Consider the following 17,236-nt stretch of genomic DNA (forward strand, 5'->3'; position numbering starts at 1 on the left):
AGCAATGGCGCGTCGCGTCACGCGGTTTGTCCGCTAACCAATGTAATTGCGGACAAAAATAATCGTGCGTGGCAGATCGACACGGCGCACGGTGGACCTTGCTCCGGCGATCAGATTCATTGATTTCGCTCAGTTTCGCATGCTTGTGGGGCGTTAATTTCCGGCAATAGCGAGATTCGCCGGCGGCGTATGACGAATCTTGAAATGTGCCGTCCGATGCTGCACCATCGACGGTCCGGTCCTCTTTTCTCAGGCGAGGTAAGCAATGCAGTTGATTGGCATGATGGATTCTCCCTACGTGCGTCGCGTTGCGGTTGCGCTTCATGTGCTCGGCATGCCGTTCGAGCATCGCAGCGTGTCGGTATTCGGTCAGTACGACGAATTCGCGCAGATCAACCCGGTCGTGAAAGCCCCCACGCTGGTCGACGACGACGGTACGGTGCTGATCGATTCCACGCTGATTCTCGATTATCTCGACCACAAGGTACCGGCGGTGCAGCGCCTGCTGCCCGAGGAGCGGCAGGAGCGCACCTTCGCGCTGCGTGTGAACGGTTTCGCGCTCGCGGCGATGGAAAAGACGGTGCAGCAGGTCTACGAGCGCCAGTTGCGCCCCGAGGAGCGCCAGCACGAGCCCTGGTTCGCGCGCGTCAACGCGCAGATGCATGCGGCGTGGAGCGTGCTCGACAAACTCATCGAGGGGCGGGGGGGCTGGCTTTGCGCCGGGCGCATCACGCAGGCCGATATCACGGCGGCAGTGGCGTGGCGCTTTGCGCAATTCGTCCTGCCGGGCGCAGTTGATCCGGCCCGATATCCTGCGATCGCCGCGCTGTCCTTGCGCGCCGAGGCATTACCCGAATTTATCGCGACGCCGCTGGAGTAATAGAGGCCGCTGCACGGTCCGCAAACCCTTGTCGCGAGGCCCGGGCAACGATTGTTCGAGTTTCGCGACAAGTGACTTCGCATGTAGCCCATTTATCGGCGGACGCTACATTCCTAGAATGGCTCCCATGTTAATGCCGCTGCGTCAGGACGACGCGACGGCCGCAGCGGGAGCCGTCATGAAAGACTTTATCGAACGACAACTTTATCAGCCAGCGCTGGTCCTGCCGATGGTGGACCTCATGCAGCTGATGGTGTCGCTCGACTTCAACATGGGCCAGATCGGTCTGCTGGTGGCAACGCGCGGTGCGCGCGCCGCCTTCCAGCGTTCGCGCGTTCTCTGGTGCGCGAGCCACGGCTGCGCTGTGCCGGGCGAAAGCGTGCACTGATCGACGCTCATCGGTATCTCGACAGAACGCGCTCACACGAACCCACGGAAAGCACGTTTCCCCCCGACGCGCAGCGGCATCGCCCGTTTGCTGTTGTGCTGTCACCCTGTAGGCCACCCCATGTTCCGGGGTGGCCTTTTTTTGCGCTTGTTCGCTCGCTTCTCTTCCGCTTCTCTTGCATTTCTCCTCCCTTCGCGACCGGAAAGTTGTCTGGCCGCGCTCGCGCGGCGCGTGCGGCCGCGGGCGTAACATGGCGCGAACGTAGCGTCACCATGTACACCTCACACCACGCGAGCGGCATGCGTCGCGCGCGTTGCGTCTTTCTCGGCAGGGAGAACGGCATGGCACAGCGATTCGATGCAATCGTGATCGGCACGGGGCAGAGCGGTCCGCCGCTGGCGGTGCGACTGGGCGCGAGCGGACGCAAGACGGCGATTATCGAGCGCGCCGCGTTCGGCGGCACTTGCGTGAACGTGGGCTGCACGCCAACCAAGGCCTATGTGGCCTGCGCGCGCGCCGCGCACGTCGCGCGGCACGCAGCCGACTACGGCGTGCGAATCGGAAACGGCGCGGGCTTGGCCGATGTGAGCGTCGATCTTGCCGCCGTGAAAGCCCGCAAGGACGACATCATCGGCGCATCGCGCGACGGCGTCGAGCGCTGGCTGCGTCTCGCGAAGAACGTCACGGTGCTGCAAGGGCATGGCCGCTTTACGGGGCCGAAAACGGTCAGTGTGATGTCCGAAGGCGGCCAGACGGAAGTACTCGAAGCGGACGAAATCTTCATCAATACCGGTACGCGCGCGGCGGTGCCGCCAGTGCCCGGGCTTGGGCGGATCTGGTACGAAACGAATTCGACGATTCTTTCGCTTACCGAATTGCCCGAGCATCTTGCCATCTGCGGGGGCAGCTATATCGCCCTCGAATTTGCGCAGATGTTCCGGCGCTTCGGCAGCCGGGTGACCGTGCTGGTGCGCGGTTCGCGTATCCTCACGCGCGAGGACGACGATGTCGCGAAAAGCGTGCAGGACGTGCTGGCGCGCGAAGGCGTGGAGTTTCGCTTCGGAAACTCGCCGCAGAGCGTGGAGCCGCTGGGCGTGACGCCGGGGCATGGCATTCGCATCGCGCTGGGTGGTGAAACACTCGACGTGTCGCACCTGCTGTTCGCGACCGGCCGTATCCCGAACACTGACGATCTCGGTCTGGAGGCCACCGGCATTGAGCGCGACAAGCACGGTCTGATTCCCGTCGATGGCCAGTTGCGCACGCGCGTGGCGGGCATCTGGGCGCTCGGCGACGTGAATGGGCGCGGCGCGTTCACGCACACGTCCTACGACGACTACCAGATCGTTGCTGCCAATCTGCTCGACGGCGCCAATCGCAGCGCCGACACGCGCATTGGCTGTTACGCCGTCTTCGTCGATCCGCCGCTCGCGCGCGTGGGCGCCAGCGAGCGCGAGGTGCGCGAAAGCGGCAAACCCGCGCTGATCGCGACCATGCCGATGTCGCGTGTCGGACGCGCGCGCGAGCGCGGCGAAACCGATGGCTTCATGAAGGCGCTGGTCGATGCGCAGACGAAGCGCATTCTGGGCGCGATGATATTCGGCATCGAAGGCGACGAGGCGATCCATACCTTCATCGATACGATGACGGCCGATGCGCCGTACACCACGCTTCAGTTTGCCATGCACGTGCATCCGACCGTGAGCGAACTGGTGCCGACCTTGCTCGACGGTTTGAGGCCGCTTGCATGAGCGCGCTCACGAATCTGTTCAGCGATATCGATGCGACAGCGCAGGAGGAAAGGTTCGAGCAACTTGTCGCGCAACAAGGCGTGCTGATTGAGCGTATCGTTTCGACCGGGCAAGCGAGCCCGGATGGCTTCTGGTACGACGACCCGCGCGACGAGTGGGTGGTGTTGCTCGCGGGCGCGGCGGAGCTGGAATTCGAGACCCATCGCGTGCGCATGAAGCCTGGCGATCATGTGCAGATCCGCGCGCATCGCCGTCATCGGGTGGCCTGGACCGACCCGCAGGCGCCGACGGTCTGGCTCGCCGTATACTTCGGCGGCCAAGGCGCGTCATGCGTCTTGCCCTGACACACCAGGCGCTCTCATGCCCCACACTCCACTGCGCGTCGCACTCGTTTCCGATACCCACAATCTCGTGCGTCCCGAACTCCTCGCCTTCGTGCAAGGCTGCGACGCGATCATTCACGCGGGCGACATCTGCGACCCGGACGTGCTCGATCAGCTTGGACGCGTCGCGCCGCTGAGCGCGGTGAGCGGCAACAACGATCGCGGCGCATGGGCCGACGCGCTGCCGGTACAAACGGTGGTGGACATCGGCGGCGTGGCGATCGTGGTGGTCCATGAGTTGCCCGATCTGCGCGGCGATCCCGCTTCGCAGGGCGTCGGCGTGGTCGTGAGCGGCCATTCGCACAAGCCCGTGCAGGAAGCGCGCAATGGCGTGCTCTACGTGAATCCGGGCAGCGCAGGCCCGCGCCGCTTCAAATTGCCGGTCACCGCCGCGATGTTGACGATTGGAAACGGTGGGGCATTGCAGGTCGAACACACGCGATTGATCGAGTGAAGTCCGCGCGCAGACGCAAAAAAAGCCAGCACGCGGCTGGCCTTTTTCACATCGTTCCGATCGGAAACTTTTGCGCTTCTATGTTCGCTTACCCGCGCGCCGGCATGGCTGCATAGTCGTCGTCCATTTCGCGGGCAAGACGCACGCCGCGCAGCACCGCATGCGCTTCGGCCTTGGTGCTCACGCTCGGGCCCGAGCCCGGCAGCGGACGGCGCGCCGTTTCATGCAGCGCCAGCACCGAGACGATACCGACCACCGCCGCGCCCATCAGGTAGTACGCGGGCATCATGAGGTTCTGCGTATGCTCGACGAGCCAGGCGGCGACCAGCGGCGTGGTGCCGCCGAACAGCGAAACCGACACGTTGAAGCCGATGGCCAGCGCGCCGTAGCGGATCGCGGTCGGGAACAGCGCGGGCAGTGCCGACGGCATCACACCCGTGAAGCACGACAGCAGCGCGCCAAGAATCAGCAGGCCGAGGAACACCGGCACCAGCGCGCCTGTCTGGATCAGCGTGAGCGACGGAATCGCCAGCACGATCAGACCCACGCAGCCCGCGAGCATCACCGGCTTGCGGCCGATCGCGTCGGACAGGCGACCGAAGCCGATCGTCATCGGCACCATCAGCACCATCACGGCGAGCACGAGGAACAGGCCGTGCGTTTCGTTGAAGTGCAGCGTCGCCGACAGATAGCTGGGCAGATACGACAGCGCCATGTAGTCGGTCACGTTGAAGATCAGCACGAGGCCCACGCACAGCAGAAAGGGACGCAGATGCTGGGTCAGCAGCGAGCGCAGCGTGAGCTTCGGACGCGCCACTTCTTCGGCTTCGCGCAGCTCGGCTTCACGCTTGAAGGCCGGCGTTTCTTCCAGCTTCGTGCGGATGTACAGACCCACGATCCCCAGCGGCCCCGCAATCATGAACGGCACGCGCCAGCCCCAGTCCAGCAATTGCTGGTGCGAAAGCAGGGCGGTCAGCACCGCGACCGTACCCGCGCCGAACACGTAGCCCACCAGCGTGCCGCATTCGAGGAAGCTGCCCATGAAGCCGCGACGCTTGTCGGTGGCGAATTCGGCGATGAAGGTCGCTGCGCCGCCGTACTCGCCGCCGGTCGAGAAACCTTGCACCAGACGCGCAACCAGCAGCAGCACGGGCGCGGCGATGCCGATCGAGTGGTACGACGGGATCAGGCCGATGGCAAAGGTGCCGCAGGCCATCATGATCATCGTCATCGCCAGCACGCGCTGGCGGCCGATGCGGTCGCCCAGCGGGCCGAACACCATGCCGCCGATCGGGCGCACGAGGAAGGCCGCCGCGAAAGTGCCGAAAGTGGCGATCAGCTGCGCGGACGGGCTGCTCGACGGGAAGAACACCTGGCCGAGCGTGACGGCGATGTAGCTGTACACGCCGAAGTCGAACCATTCCATGGCGTTACCGAGCGCCATGGCGCCGACGGCGCGTTTGAGGAGGCTGTTGTCGACGATCGTAATGTCGGCGAGTGTCAGGTCGGACTGGGCCGACGAGCCGGAAGTGGAAGCGGTCAAGGTCTGCATCTCCAATGACTGCGACGAACGCTCGATGGAGTTCGCCATGGTTGCCGGAGAGTGCCGTTTCGCAATAGCGGCCAAAAAAGGCTGCGGGTCGCGCGTGAACGCCGCAAAAAGGAACGTCCGGTCCGGCTGCGGCGTTGGCGTGCAGGCGGTGCGCGAGGAGCATGCTGAATGTCGCGAAACGACACTCGATCAAATTGTGCGTATGCGTTGCGCCTGCGTGGCCTTGTTGGGGGGCAGGGCGCATGTGACGCTGGACCGGCACGAGGGTGCCCGGTGAAGCGCCGCTGAAACGAAAAAGAATGTCCGCGTGGCGGAACGTTCTTCTTGTATGAAAACACTCAGGCGGAAGGCGGTTTTGGGTGCCGGCCTGAATGTAATTGATGGCGGTTGCCTGTTGAACGAAGCGACATGATAGCACGATGACGTAAGATCGTGCAAACCGGGCTGTCGGCGGGGGGCGTGTGGGCGGCCATCAGCCCTTGTGGGGCAAGGGATTGCGCCGAATCGGACGGTCGTGCGATTCCGGTCGTTGATGGATACGGTTCCACAGCGAGCGCATAAAAAACCGCGCTCGAAGGCGCGGTTTTTGCGGTCGTTATGAAGCCTCAGGCTTGCGTCGGCGGCACGTAGCCCGATGCCTGATCGGCGCCGTCGCCGAAGAAGTATTTTTCGGTCTGCTTCATCAGGTACTGGCGTGCGCGCGGGTCGGCCATATTCAGGCGATTCTCGTTGATCAGCATGGTCTGCTGCTTGAGCCAGCCTTGCCAGGCTTCCTTCGAGACGCTTTCATAGATGCGCTTGCCGAGTTCGCCCGGCAGCGGCGGGAAATCAAGACCTTCGGCTTCCTTGCCGAGCTTTGCGCATTGGATCATACGGGCCATGCTGTGCTTCTCCTAAGTCGTATGTGTGGGGTGGCTCGCGCCGCTCAGAGCTGTTTCATCAGCACGAGCGATTTGCGCTGCCAGTTATAGAGGCGGCGGCGGTCTTCGGGCAGGTCGTCGACCGTGACCTTGACGAAGCCGCGCTTGAGGAACCAGTGTTCGGTGCGGGTGGTGAGCACGAAGATACGCGTGAGGCCGCGCGCACGGGCGCGCTGCTCGATACGGCGCAACAGGCGTTCGCCGTCTCCGGAACCTTGCGCTTCGGGCGAGACGGTGAGGCATGCCATTTCGCCGATGCGTTCCTGCGAGTACGCGTAGAGCGCCGCGCAGCCGAACAGCACGCCATCGTGCTCGATCACCGAGAAATGGTCGATGTCGCGCTCGATCTGGTGGCGGCCGCGCCGCACCAGCGTCCCGTCGGTTTCGAGCGGCTCGATCAGCGTCAGAATGCCGCCGACGTCATCCGGCGTGGCTTCGCGCAGGCTTTCCAGGTTCTCGTACGAGATCATGGTGCCCACGCCATCGTGCAGGAACAGTTCGAGCAGCAGCCCGCCGTCGAGCACGTAAGGGATGATGTGCGCGCGGCCCACGCCGCCACGGCAGGCGCGAATCGAATGCTTCAGATAGAAACCGGCGTCGCCCAGCACGGTGCCGCTTTCCTGCAGCTTGTAGGCGTCGTCGAGCGACATTTCGCGGATCAGCTCGCCTTCCTCGTCGATCAGACCCTTCGTCTCCGTGAGGAACACGATCTTGTCGGCGCGCAGCGCAATGGCCGCCGCCGACGCCACGTCTTCCATCGACAGATTGAACGCTTCGCCCGTGGGCGAAAAACCGAGCGGCGAGAGCAGCACGAGCTTGCGGCTCGCGAGCGAATGGCGGATCGAATCGGCGTCGATCTTGCGCACCACGCCCGTGTGCTGGAAATCCACGCCGTCGAGAATGCCGACCGGGCGCGCCGTTACGAAGTTGCCCGAGACGACGCTGATGTGCGCGTGCGCCATCGGCGTGTTCGGCAGACCCTGACTGATGGCGGCTTCGATATCCAGACGCACTTCGCCGGCGGCTTCCTTGGCGGATTCGAGCGCGCGGGCATTGGTGATGCGCATGCCGTGCGAGAACTCGGATTCCACGCCATGCAGGCTCATCTGTTCTTCGACCTGCGGGCGCGAACCGTGCACCAGCACGATCTGGATGCCCATGGCCTGCAACAGCGCGATGTCGGCGACGAGCGCGTTGAGCAGATTCTGGTGCACCACTTCGCCGCCGAATCCGACGACGAAGGTCTTGCCCTGAAATGCGTGGATGTAGGGTGCGACCGATCGCATCCAGTCGACGAATTGCGCGTGCTGCGCGGCCTGCTGGGTAGCTTGCTCAGAAGCAGATTCCGCAGCGGCGGCGCTAGCCGGCGCATTCGCGGTGGCGGGGACGAGGTCGGTTTGGGAATTCATGCCCGGGATTATAATGCGCCCCCATGTCGAATGTACCCAAAAGACCTGCCTCGGCGCAGGGCAGCAACACCTCCGCCGGGAATGACGCGGCGCACGGCGGCGCGAAGGAAAAGCGCGCCTCGCAAAAGTATGGCGACGGCCAGAATGTCGCGTCGACGGACCGGCTGGCCGCGTTGATGAAGGGCGGCGCGCTCGGTGGCGCGCGCGTGCAGGACAAGCGGGCGGCGACGTCTGCCCAGACGACGCCGGCGCAAGCGCAGGAACCGGTGCACAAGCCGGCGCAGAAGCCGGCGCACGCGGCGCAAGCCGCGACGCGTGTCGAGCCGCGCAAGCAGGCGAAACCCGCGAAGCCGGTACCGCAAACGCAGCGTCGTAGCGAAGCACGCGCGGAGCGCGCGCCGGCCCGAGCCGTGGCGCCGCAAAACGCCGCGCCGCGCGAAGCACACGAAGCACAAAAAGCGCCTCAACAAAGCCGGACGCCGCGCGAAACAGGCGCTCAGCAGCAAGCCGCGCGCAATCCGCAGGAGCGCAATCCGCAGCCGCCACGCCAGCCTTCGCAGCAACAGCAGCAGAAGCCGGCGCGACCCAACCCGCCGCGCCCCGCGAAGCCGCAGGCCGAACGCGCACCGCGCGCGGAAGCCGCCGCGGCTCCAACCACCGGCGACCAGTCGCCTCGCGCAGCGCGCCAGGAACGCGAACCGCTGGCCCCGCGTACCCCGCGTGCCCCCCGCGCGCCGGTCACGCCGAATCCGATCCCGCCGATCACATTCCCCGAAGCGCTGCCGGTTTCCGGCCGCCGCGAGGAAATCGCGCGCGCGATCGCCAACAATCAGGTGGTGATCGTCAGCGGCGAAACCGGCTCGGGCAAGACCACGCAGTTGCCGAAGATCGCGCTCTCGCTCGGGCGCGGTCTGGGTGCGGGCGGCAGCGGCCTGATCGGCCATACGCAGCCGCGCCGGATCGCGGCGTCCGCAACCGGGCGGCGTATCGCGGAAGAACTCGGCACGCCGTTCGGCGAAGTGGTCGGCTACAAGGTGCGGTTCACCGACAACCTCTCGCCCGGCGCGTCGGTCAAGCTGATGACGGACGGCATCCTGTTGGCCGAAACGCAGACCGATCCGCTGCTCAAGGCCTACGACACGATCATCATCGACGAGGCGCACGAGCGCAGTCTGAACATCGACTTCCTGCTCGGTTATCTGAAGGAGATCTTGCCGCGCCGGCCCGATCTGAAGCTGATCGTCACGTCCGCGACCATCGACGCCGACCGCTTCGCGCGCCATTTCGGCAGCGACGATAAGCCCGCGCCGGTGATCGAGGTGAGCGGGCGCCTGTATCCGGTGGAAGTGCGTTATCGGCCGGTGCAGGAGGACAGCCCGGCGGTGAAGAACGCGCAAGGGTCCGCACCGACGAAAAAATCGCAACGCGATACAGACCGCGACTTGATGGACGCCATCGTCGATGCCGTCGACGAACTGTGCCGCGTCGGTTCCGGCGACGTGCTGGTGTTCCTGCCCGGCGAGCGCGAGATCCGCGACGCCGCCGAGGCGCTGCGCAAGCACCATCCGCCGCACACGGAAATCCTGCCGCTGTTTGCGCGACTTTCCGCGCAGGAGCAGGAGCGCGTGTTCAAGGCGTCGAACGCGCGCCGTATCGTGCTGGCGACCAATGTGGCGGAAACCTCGCTCACGGTGCCGGGCATCCGCTACGTGGTGGACACGGGCCTGGCGCGCGTGAAGCGCTATTCGTACCGCAACAAGGTCGAGCAACTGCAGATCGAATCGATCTCGCAGGCCGCCGCGAACCAGCGCGCGGGCCGTTGCGGCCGGGTTGCCGATGGCGTGTGCATCCGCCTCTACGAAGAGTCCGACTACATCGCACGGCCGCGCTTTTCCGATCCGGAAATCCTGCGTTCATCGCTGGCGGCCGTGATTCTGCGCATGAAGTCGCTGCATCTCACGGCGATCGAAACCTTCCCGTTCATCGAGCCGCCGCCGGGCCGCGCCATCGCGGACGGCTATCAGCTGCTCAACGAACTGGGCGCGGTGGACGACGACAATGCGCTGACCACGCTCGGCCGCGAACTCTCGCGCCTGCCGCTCGATCCGCGTGTGGGCCGCATGATTCTGGCCGCGCGCGACGAGCAGTCGCTGCGTGAAGTGCTCATCATCGCCAGCGCGTTGTCGGTGCAGGACCCGCGCGACCGGCCCATCGAGGCGCAGGAGCAGGCCGACCAGGCGCATCGCCGCTTTGCCGACGAGCGCTCGGAATTCCTTCAGTGGCTCAAGATCTGGAGCTGGTTCGAGGAGGCCGTCGCGCATAAAAAGTCGAACAAGCAACTGGTCGATGCTTGCCGCGCGAATTTTCTTTCCCATCTGCGTCTGCGCGAATGGCGCGACGTGCATTCGCAATTGTTGACGGTGGTGCGCGAGCACGGCTGGCGCATCAACGAATCGGACGCCACCTATGAGCAGATCCATCACGCGCTGCTCACGGGTCTGCTTGGCAATATCGGCCTGAAAGCCGAGGACGAACCTCATTTCCTCGGTGCGCGCAGCATCAAGTTCCATCTGTGGCCGGGCTCGGCGCTGGTCAAGAAAGCGGGGCGCTGGGTCGTGGCGGCGGAACTGGTCGAAACGAGCCGCCTCTACGCGCGCTGTATCGCGAAGATCGAACCCGAATGGCTTGAGAAGGTGGGCGCGCATCTGCTGAAGAAGTCGCTTTCGGAGCCGCATTGGGAGAAGCGCGCGGCGCAGGTCAGCGCGTTCGAACGCGGCGTGCTCTACGGCCTGCCGGTGTATCAGCGCCGCCGCGTAGCGTTCGGCAAGCAGGACCCGGCGCGGGCGCGCGAACTCTTTATTCGCGGCGCGCTGGTGGAAGGCGAATTCGACACGAAGCTGCCGTTCTTCGCGCACAACCGCAAGTTGCTCGCCGAGATCGAACAACTGGAACACAAGTCGCGCCGCCAGGACGTGCTGGTCGACGACGAACTGATCTTCGCTTTCTACGATCAGGCGATTCCCGATGGCATCTATTCGGGCGCGTCGTTCGAGCGCTGGTATCGCGACGAGGTGAAGCAAAGCGGCGAGTCCGAGGACAAGCTGCGCCTGCTCTACCTCTCTCGCGATGATTTGATGCGCCACGAAGCGGCGGGCGTGACGACCGAACTGTTCCCCAAGCGCATGACGATGGCGGGCGTGGCGATGGCGCTCACGTATCACTTCGAGCCAGGCTCGCCGCGTGACGGCGTGACGCTCGCGGTGCCGCTCTACGCGCTCAATCAGGTCGATGCGCGGCGCTGCGAATGGCTCGTGCCGGGCATGATCAAGGAGAAGGCGCATCTGCTGCTGAAGTCGCTGCCGCAGAAGCTGCGCCGTCATTGCGTGCCGCTGCCCGAATACGCGGCCGGTTTCGCCGGGCGCGTGGGCGGCGAGCGCTTCGGCGCGGGCGGTCTGGTCGAGGCGCTGATCGCCGATGTGCGCGAGCAGAAACAGCTTCAGTTGAAGAGTTCGGACTTCAAGCTGGAGACGCTGCCCGCGCACCTGTTCATGAACTTCAAGGTGATCGACGAGCACGGGCGCCAGCTTGCGATGGGCCGCAATCTGGCCCAGTTGCGCGCGGAACTCGGCGCGCAGGCGCAGCAGCAGTTCCAGAAGCTGGCGAGCGCGACCGCGCTGGCGGCGCTCGAAACGCGGGCGCAGGGAGAGGGCGCCACGGCGGACAACGCGCCGTCAACGCAGAGCGCCGCGAAGAAACCCAACGCGCCGCACACGCCCGCTAACACCGAGGCGAGCGGCGCCACCGCGCTCTACGAAAACCTCACGACCTGGAACTTCGGCAAGCTGCCCGAGCTGCTGGAAATCCGTCGCGGCGGACAGACGCTGTTCGGCTATCCGGCGCTGGTCGATCGCGGCTCGCATTGCGATGTCGAGGTGTTCGATTCGCCGGAAGAGGCCGCGCGCATCCATCGCGCGGGCTTGCGGCGTCTGTTCGCCCTGCAGTTGCGCGAGCCGATCCGCTACCTGGAGAAGAATCTGCCGGGTCTGCGCGAAATGGCGATGCAGTTCATGGCGCGCGCCACGCAGGAAGAATTGCGCGATCAACTGGTGGAACTCGCGCTCGATCGCGCCTGCCTGCAAGATCCGTTGCCCGACGACGACGCGAGCTTCCACGCGCGCAAGGACGAAGGGCGCGGGCGGCTTTCGCTGCTGGCGCAGGAAATCGCGCGGCTGATCGGCCAGATTCTGGCCGAATATGCGTCACTGGCGAAGAAGCTGGTGCAGGCCAAAGCCTTCGGCGCGCCTGCTGCGGATATGCAGGCCCAGGTCGATGCGCTCATCAGCAAGCGTTTCATCCTGGAGACGCCGTATGCGCAGCTGGTGCATTTCCCGCGCTACCTCAAGGGCGTGGCGCTGCGCATCGACAAGCTGCGCGCCGATCCCGCCCGCGACGCACGCCAGGCGGCCGAATTCCAGCCGCTCGCGCAGCAGTATCAGCGCGCGCTCTCGCAACGCGGCGGCGTGTTCGATGCGCGGCTGAGCGAATTCCGCTGGCTGCTCGAAGAGCTGCGCATCTCGCTGTTCGCGCAGGAACTGCGCACGCCGATGCCGGTGTCCGTCAAGCGCCTCTACAAGGTCTGGGAGTCGATGCAGCGATGAGGCCGGCGGCGCATTGCGGGCCATAACATTGGTTCGAAAAAGGGGCGCGCGTTGCGCCCCTTTCACATTTCAGTGGCCCTACGTCAACCTTGCGGACCGGCAGGCGTTCTACAATCACGGATCTGCCCAGGACAACTCTTCATGCGTACACACGAATTCCGCCGTACCGCCGCACGCTTTGCGAAAAAGGCCGCGATGTTTGCCTGCTCCGCACTGGTCGGCGCAGCGCTCACCACGGTGATGCCGAGCATCGCACACGCGAACAACATCATCGTGCTCAATTCGGGCGAGGCCACGCTCAGCCTCATCGACGACAAGACGCATGAACTGGTCGGCACCGTGCCCACGGGCAAGGAGCCGCATCACCTGTTTCCCACGCCGGATAATTCCTCGCTGATCGTCGCGAATTCGGTGTCGAACAATCTGCTGTTCGTCGACCCGAAAACGGGCAAGCCGCAGCGCTGGATCGAAAATATCGAAGATCCTTATCAGCTGGGTTTTTCGCCGGATAACAAGTGGTTCGTAACCACGGGTCTGCGTCTGGACCGCCTGGATATTTACCACTACGGCGGCGCGGGCAATTTCACGGTTGCGAGGCGCCTGCCGCTTTCGGCCATGCCCAGCCACCTTGCGTTCACGAAGGACAGCAACACGGTGTTCGTCTCGCTGCAGGTATCGGGCGAGATCGCGGCGGTCGATCTGCCCACGCAGAAAGTGCTCTGGAAAATGAAGGTCGGTCCTGCGCCCGCGGGTCTGTGGATGACGCCTGGCGAAAAATATCTACTGGTCGGCATGACGGGCGCGGATTACGTCGCCGTGGTCGACTGGCGCAACCAGAAGATCGTCAAGACCATCCAGGTGGGCAAAGCCGCGCATAACTTCCGCTCGATGGTGGACGGCCGCCATGTGCTGGTGTCGAGCCGCGTATCGAACGTCATCAGCATCATCGACGAGGAAACGCTGGAGAAAGTGGGCGAGATCAATGGCCTGCTGCCGGGACCGGACGACATGGAACTCTCCGCCGACAAGCGCTGGCTGTGGGTCACGTTCCGCTTCGCAAAGCATATCGGCCTGATCGACATGCAGACGAAGAAGCTCGTGAAGACGATTCCGGTGGGCCGCTCGCCGCACGGCATCTACTTCTACGACCGCGCGCCGGTCATGTCGCCTAACGGCGCATAAACCGCTGGAGTGTCGCCATCCATGTTCGCCTTGCTCGGTGCCTGCGCACATTGGGTGGCCTCCGGCGCGGACGATTTGGTTTCCTGGCTGCAGACGCTCCTCTACGTCAACGTCCTGCAACCGGCGCTTTTTGACGCCGGTTTCATGGACGTGGACGAAGACACCTTCGACGCGCTCTACTGGGTGATCGTGGGCGTGCTGGAAATGGTGCTGATGTACGCGCTGCTGCGCCCGCTCGAAGCGCTCATCCCGGTCGAAAAATGGACCGACCGCAAAGGCGTGGGCGTGGATGCCGTCTACACCTGGATCACGCGTCTGGGCCTCCTCAATCTGCTGTTCTTCTTCGCCATGCAGCCCGCGTTCGACCGCGCGCAAAGCTGGCTGCGCCTGCATGGCGTCATGAGCGTCGATATCGACAACCTCTGGCCAGGCGTCACCACCGTTCCGCTGGTCGCCTTCGCCATCTATCTGGTCGTGCTCGACTTCTTCGGCTACTGGTATCACCGCCTCTCGCACCGCTATAGCCTGTGGTGGGAATTGCATGCGGTGCATCACAGCCAGCGCAAGATGTCGTTCTGGTGCGATAACCGCAACCATCTGCTCGATGTGCTGATGCAGTCGTGCATGTTCGCGGGTGTCGCGCTGGTTATCGGCGTGCCGCCTGCGCAGTACGTGGTGCTGGTGGCGCTCACGAACTTCTTGCAGAACGTACAGCACGCCAATATCCGTCTGCATTTCGGCTGGCTTGGCGAGCGGCTGCTGGTGAGCCCGCGCTTTCATCGACGTCATCACGCTATCGGCTACGGTCACGAAGGCACGACCTATGGCTGCAACTTCGGCGTGCTGTTTCCGTGGTGGGACATGTTATTCGGCAGCGCGTCATTCAACCAGCGCAGCGAGCCGACCGGCATCCGCGACCAACTCGAAGGCGCGCGTTACGGCGAGGGCTTCTGGGAGCAGCAGGCGCTGGCGTTCTCCCGGATCGCGCGGCGGCTGGCGGCGCGCCGCCGGGGCAGGGCGGCTTCGCGCGACGGCGGCAGCGCCGTCTGATCGCGCTCCCCCCCAGGTTCTCCCAGGTTCTCAAAGGCTCTCCCGGCTTTTTGCGCTCACTCCCTCTCATGCCGGGCAGGCGCGCCGTGGTTTATGCTGTGGTTTTGCTGCACTGAATCCACACAGGGTATTCCGGTTTCGTGAACCTCTTCCGTCTTTGCTCCGCTTTTCCGCTCGCATGAACGATCTGTTGCGCTCGTTTGGCCGCGCGCTCGCCAGCGCCTTTCATCCCTCGATGCTGTTGCTCACCTTTGTGCCATTTCTCGTGGCGGCGGGCGTGTGGGGCGGTCTGCTCTATGCCTTCTGGCAACCGCTGATCGACGGCGTGCGCGGCACGCTCGACGCCTGGCCGGCTACGGCCTACCTCTACCATGCGTTCGACTGGGTCGGTTTCGGCTCGCTGCGCAGCATGATCGGGCCGTTTGTCGTCATCATTCTGACGATTCCGCTCATCGTCATCACCGTGCTGCTATTGATCGTGGCGATTGCGATGCCGCGCGTGATCCGTCATCTGACGTCGCGCCAGTACGCCTCGCTCGAAACGCGACGCGGTGGCAGCTGGTACGGCAGCGTGTTGCATTCGCTGTGGACCACGCTGCTGTGCCTCGTGCTGCTGATCGTGACTTTGCCGCTGTGGTTCATTCCGCCGTTCTGCGTGCTGGTGCCGCCGCTGTTGTGGGGCTGGCTGACCTACCGCGTGATGACCTACGACGCGCTCGCGTTGCACGCAAGCAGCGAGGAGCGCCGCGAACTGGTGCGCCGCAACCGCCTGCCCTTGCTGGCGATCGGCGTGGCAAGCGGCCTGCTCGGTTCGCTGCCGACGGCGATCTGGGTGGCGTCCGCATGGATGCTGCTGTTCTTCCCGGTGATCGCCGCGCTGACGATCTGGATTTACGCTTTTATTCTGGTGTTCACCGCGCTCTGGTTCGGCCATTACTGCCTGCGCGCGCTGCAGCGCCTGCGCACGCAAGACGCGCACCGGCTCGGACATGAAGTGACGATCGTTCACTGAGCTGCGCTGCTGCGTCTCCAGCCCCTTTTCAAAGAACATTCATACGACGAGGCAACACATGGCATTTGGCGTCATCATCATCGGCGACGAAATCCTCTCGGGCCGCCGCACCGACAAACATCTGCCGAAGGTCATCGAACTGCTCGGCGCACGCGGCCTCGCGCTCGACTGGGCCGAATACGTCGGCGACGATCCCGCGCGCATCACCGCGACGCTCAAGCGCTCGTTTGCCTCAGGCGACATCGTGTTCTCGACGGGCGGCATCGGCGCGACGCCGGACGACCACACGCGCCAGTGCGCGGCCGCGGCGCTGGGCCTGCCGCTCGTGCTGCATCCCGATGCGAAAGCGGCGATCAGCGAGCGCATTCGCGATATGCACACGGGCGATGCTCCGGTCGATTTCGAATCGCCGGAAAACCAGCATCGGTTCCAGATGGGCTCCTTCCCGCAGGGCTGCGAGATCATTCCGAACGGCTATAACAAGATCCCGGGCTTCTCGATTCACAACCACTATTTCGTGCCCGGCTTTCCGGTCATGGCGTGGCCGATGATCGAATGGGTGCTCGATACGAAGTACGCGCATCTGCACCATCAGACGCCGCATGCGGAGAAGTCGCTGCTGGTGTTCGAGCTGCCCGAATCGACGCTCACGCCGCTGATGGAAAGCATCGAGCGCGACTTTCCGGGCGTGCGCGTGTTCAGCCTGCCGAGCGTGGGCGATAGCGAGCGCGGCGGCATTTACGCGCGCCGGCACATCGATCTGGGCGTGAAGGGCGAGCCGGAGGCGGTGGCCGCGGCCTTCGTGAAGCTGCGCGAAGGCGTGCACCTGCTGGGCGGCGATGTAGTCGAGCCGCCGCAGGCGGCCTAAGTCGCGCGCCGGCGCTCAAGCCGCATCATCGGCTTGTCATATGCGGCGCTCAAAGTGGCCCGTCAGGATTGCGCTGGCGGGCCTTTTTTACGCTCAGGCGCCCAGCCACGGCAGGCCGCGAAAGCACCAGCCGGTGACGGTCTTGCGGTGGCCTTCACTGTTCTTGTCGCCTTCGAATCCTTCGAGCAGATCGTAGGCGTGCGTGAAGCCGGCCTTGGCGGCTTCGACGGCCGCGAGCTTGGAGCGCGCGGCGCTGCGGCACAGGAACAGGATGGGGGTGTCGGCGTCGGCCACGCTCTTGAGTTGCGTGAGGAACTCGGCATTGGGCACGCCGCCCGGGTAACGGGTCCATTCGACATGCGCGTATTGGCCATCGCCGACGACAGGGCGGCCGACCCAGTCCAGCTCGGCGCGCGTGCGCACATCGACGAGCCTCACACGCGTATCGAGTTGCAGAAGCTCGAAGGCCTCGGCTGGCGAGAACGCCCCCGCGTAGGGGAGCTGGTTCGCGGCGCGGCGCGTGTCGGCCTGGGCGTACAACTGTTCGAGCGTACTCATGACGGCGGATCTCCTGGTGTTGTCTGGGGCGTGAAGCGTCCACGGCGCGCCTTGACGCACCGTGGCTGGCGAAAGGTTTATTCTAGCGCGCTGCATGGGTGCGAGCGCCGGCTCCCAAGGTGCAGCAAATAGCCGGAGCGGGCACCGCCAAGGGCGGTATCGGCGCGGTTA

At 64.6% G+C, this 17,236-nt stretch carries 15 protein-coding genes; 11 read left to right on the top strand and 4 right to left on the bottom strand.

The genetic code is table 11. The features are described from left to right. Positions 1-265: 265 nt before the first annotated feature. From F4827_RS06025 to F4827_RS06045, 5 genes are all read left to right on the top strand, one after another. A complete protein-coding gene (locus tag F4827_RS06025) occupies positions 266-880 on the top strand; it encodes a glutathione S-transferase family protein (protein ID WP_183722831.1) in 615 nt (204 codons plus the stop codon). 178 nt (positions 881-1,058) lie between these two features. Then, a complete protein-coding gene (locus tag F4827_RS06030; protein WP_183722833.1) occupies positions 1,059-1,268 on the top strand; it encodes a hypothetical protein in 210 nt (69 codons plus the stop codon). Positions 1,269-1,609: 341 nt separating this feature from the next. Continuing rightward, entirely contained in the window at positions 1,610-3,019 is a 1,410-nt protein-coding gene (locus F4827_RS06035) for an FAD-containing oxidoreductase (RefSeq protein ID WP_183722835.1), read from the top strand. After that, complete coding sequence (locus tag F4827_RS06040) at positions 3,016-3,363, top strand: cupin domain-containing protein (protein ID WP_183722837.1); 348 nt, start codon at positions 3,016-3,018, stop codon at positions 3,361-3,363. Before F4827_RS06035 ends, F4827_RS06040 begins: the two co-directional genes overlap by 4 nt. A gap of 16 nt (positions 3,364-3,379) precedes the next feature. Then, positions 3,380-3,856: a metallophosphoesterase family protein gene (locus F4827_RS06045; RefSeq protein WP_183722839.1), complete on the top strand. Its 477-nt coding sequence runs from the start codon at positions 3,380-3,382 to the stop codon at positions 3,854-3,856. Positions 3,857-3,944: 88 nt separating this feature from the next. Here F4827_RS06045 and proP read toward each other — a convergent pair whose 3' ends face one another. Continuing rightward, positions 3,945-5,399 carry a glycine betaine/L-proline transporter ProP gene (gene proP / locus F4827_RS06050; protein ID WP_409258767.1) on the bottom strand — a complete coding sequence of 485 codons (1,455 nt, stop codon included), beginning with the start codon at positions 5,397-5,399 and terminating at the stop codon, positions 3,945-3,947. On the opposite strand from proP, the gene F4827_RS06055 reads away from it, so the two are divergent. Then, on the top strand, positions 5,386-5,685 hold the full coding sequence (locus F4827_RS06055; protein ID WP_183722843.1) for a hypothetical protein: 300 nt from the start codon (positions 5,386-5,388) through the stop codon (positions 5,683-5,685). The two genes, proP and F4827_RS06055, sit on opposite strands and share 14 nt — an antisense overlap. Before the next feature lie 328 nt (positions 5,686-6,013). Here F4827_RS06055 and F4827_RS06060 read toward each other — a convergent pair whose 3' ends face one another. Both F4827_RS06060 and argA read right to left on the bottom strand, forming a co-directional pair. Continuing rightward, the gene (locus F4827_RS06060; RefSeq protein ID WP_183722845.1) at positions 6,014-6,289 is read right to left on the bottom strand and encodes an oxidative damage protection protein; all 276 of its coding nucleotides are present in this window, start codon (positions 6,287-6,289) and stop codon (positions 6,014-6,016) included. A 44-nt stretch (positions 6,290-6,333) separates the two neighbouring features. Beyond that, positions 6,334-7,737, bottom strand: a complete 1,404-nt coding sequence (argA, locus tag F4827_RS06065; protein WP_183722847.1) for an amino-acid N-acetyltransferase — start codon at positions 7,735-7,737, stop codon at positions 6,334-6,336. Between the two features lie 23 nt (positions 7,738-7,760). On the opposite strand from argA, the gene hrpA reads away from it, so the two are divergent. The 5 genes from hrpA to F4827_RS06090 all read left to right on the top strand — a co-directional run bounded on the left by hrpA (position 7,761) and on the right by F4827_RS06090 (position 16,507). Beyond that, on the top strand, positions 7,761-12,395 hold the full coding sequence (gene hrpA / locus F4827_RS06070) for an ATP-dependent RNA helicase HrpA (protein ID WP_260174995.1): 4,635 nt from the start codon (positions 7,761-7,763) through the stop codon (positions 12,393-12,395). Positions 12,396-12,536: 141 nt separating this feature from the next. Then, entirely contained in the window at positions 12,537-13,577 is a 1,041-nt protein-coding gene (locus F4827_RS06075) for a beta-propeller fold lactonase family protein (RefSeq protein WP_409258768.1), read from the top strand. A gap of 21 nt (positions 13,578-13,598) precedes the next feature. Continuing rightward, entirely contained in the window at positions 13,599-14,627 is a 1,029-nt protein-coding gene (locus F4827_RS06080; RefSeq protein WP_183722849.1) for a sterol desaturase family protein, read from the top strand. A 178-nt stretch (positions 14,628-14,805) separates the two neighbouring features. Continuing rightward, positions 14,806-15,639, top strand: coding sequence for an EI24 domain-containing protein (locus F4827_RS06085; RefSeq protein WP_183722851.1), 834 nt, complete (start codon positions 14,806-14,808; stop codon positions 15,637-15,639). A gap of 58 nt (positions 15,640-15,697) precedes the next feature. Then, the gene (locus F4827_RS06090; RefSeq protein WP_183722853.1) at positions 15,698-16,507 is read left to right on the top strand and encodes a molybdopterin-binding protein; all 810 of its coding nucleotides are present in this window, start codon (positions 15,698-15,700) and stop codon (positions 16,505-16,507) included. A 93-nt stretch (positions 16,508-16,600) separates the two neighbouring features. On the opposite strand, the gene F4827_RS06095 is transcribed toward F4827_RS06090, so the two are convergent. Beyond that, a complete protein-coding gene (locus tag F4827_RS06095; RefSeq protein WP_183722855.1) occupies positions 16,601-17,065 on the bottom strand; it encodes a rhodanese-like domain-containing protein in 465 nt (154 codons plus the stop codon). Positions 17,066-17,236: the final 171 nt, after the last annotated feature.

This window comes from Paraburkholderia bannensis, from assembly GCF_014200455.1.
GTDB classification, from domain to species: domain Bacteria; phylum Pseudomonadota; class Gammaproteobacteria; order Burkholderiales; family Burkholderiaceae; genus Paraburkholderia; species Paraburkholderia bannensis_A.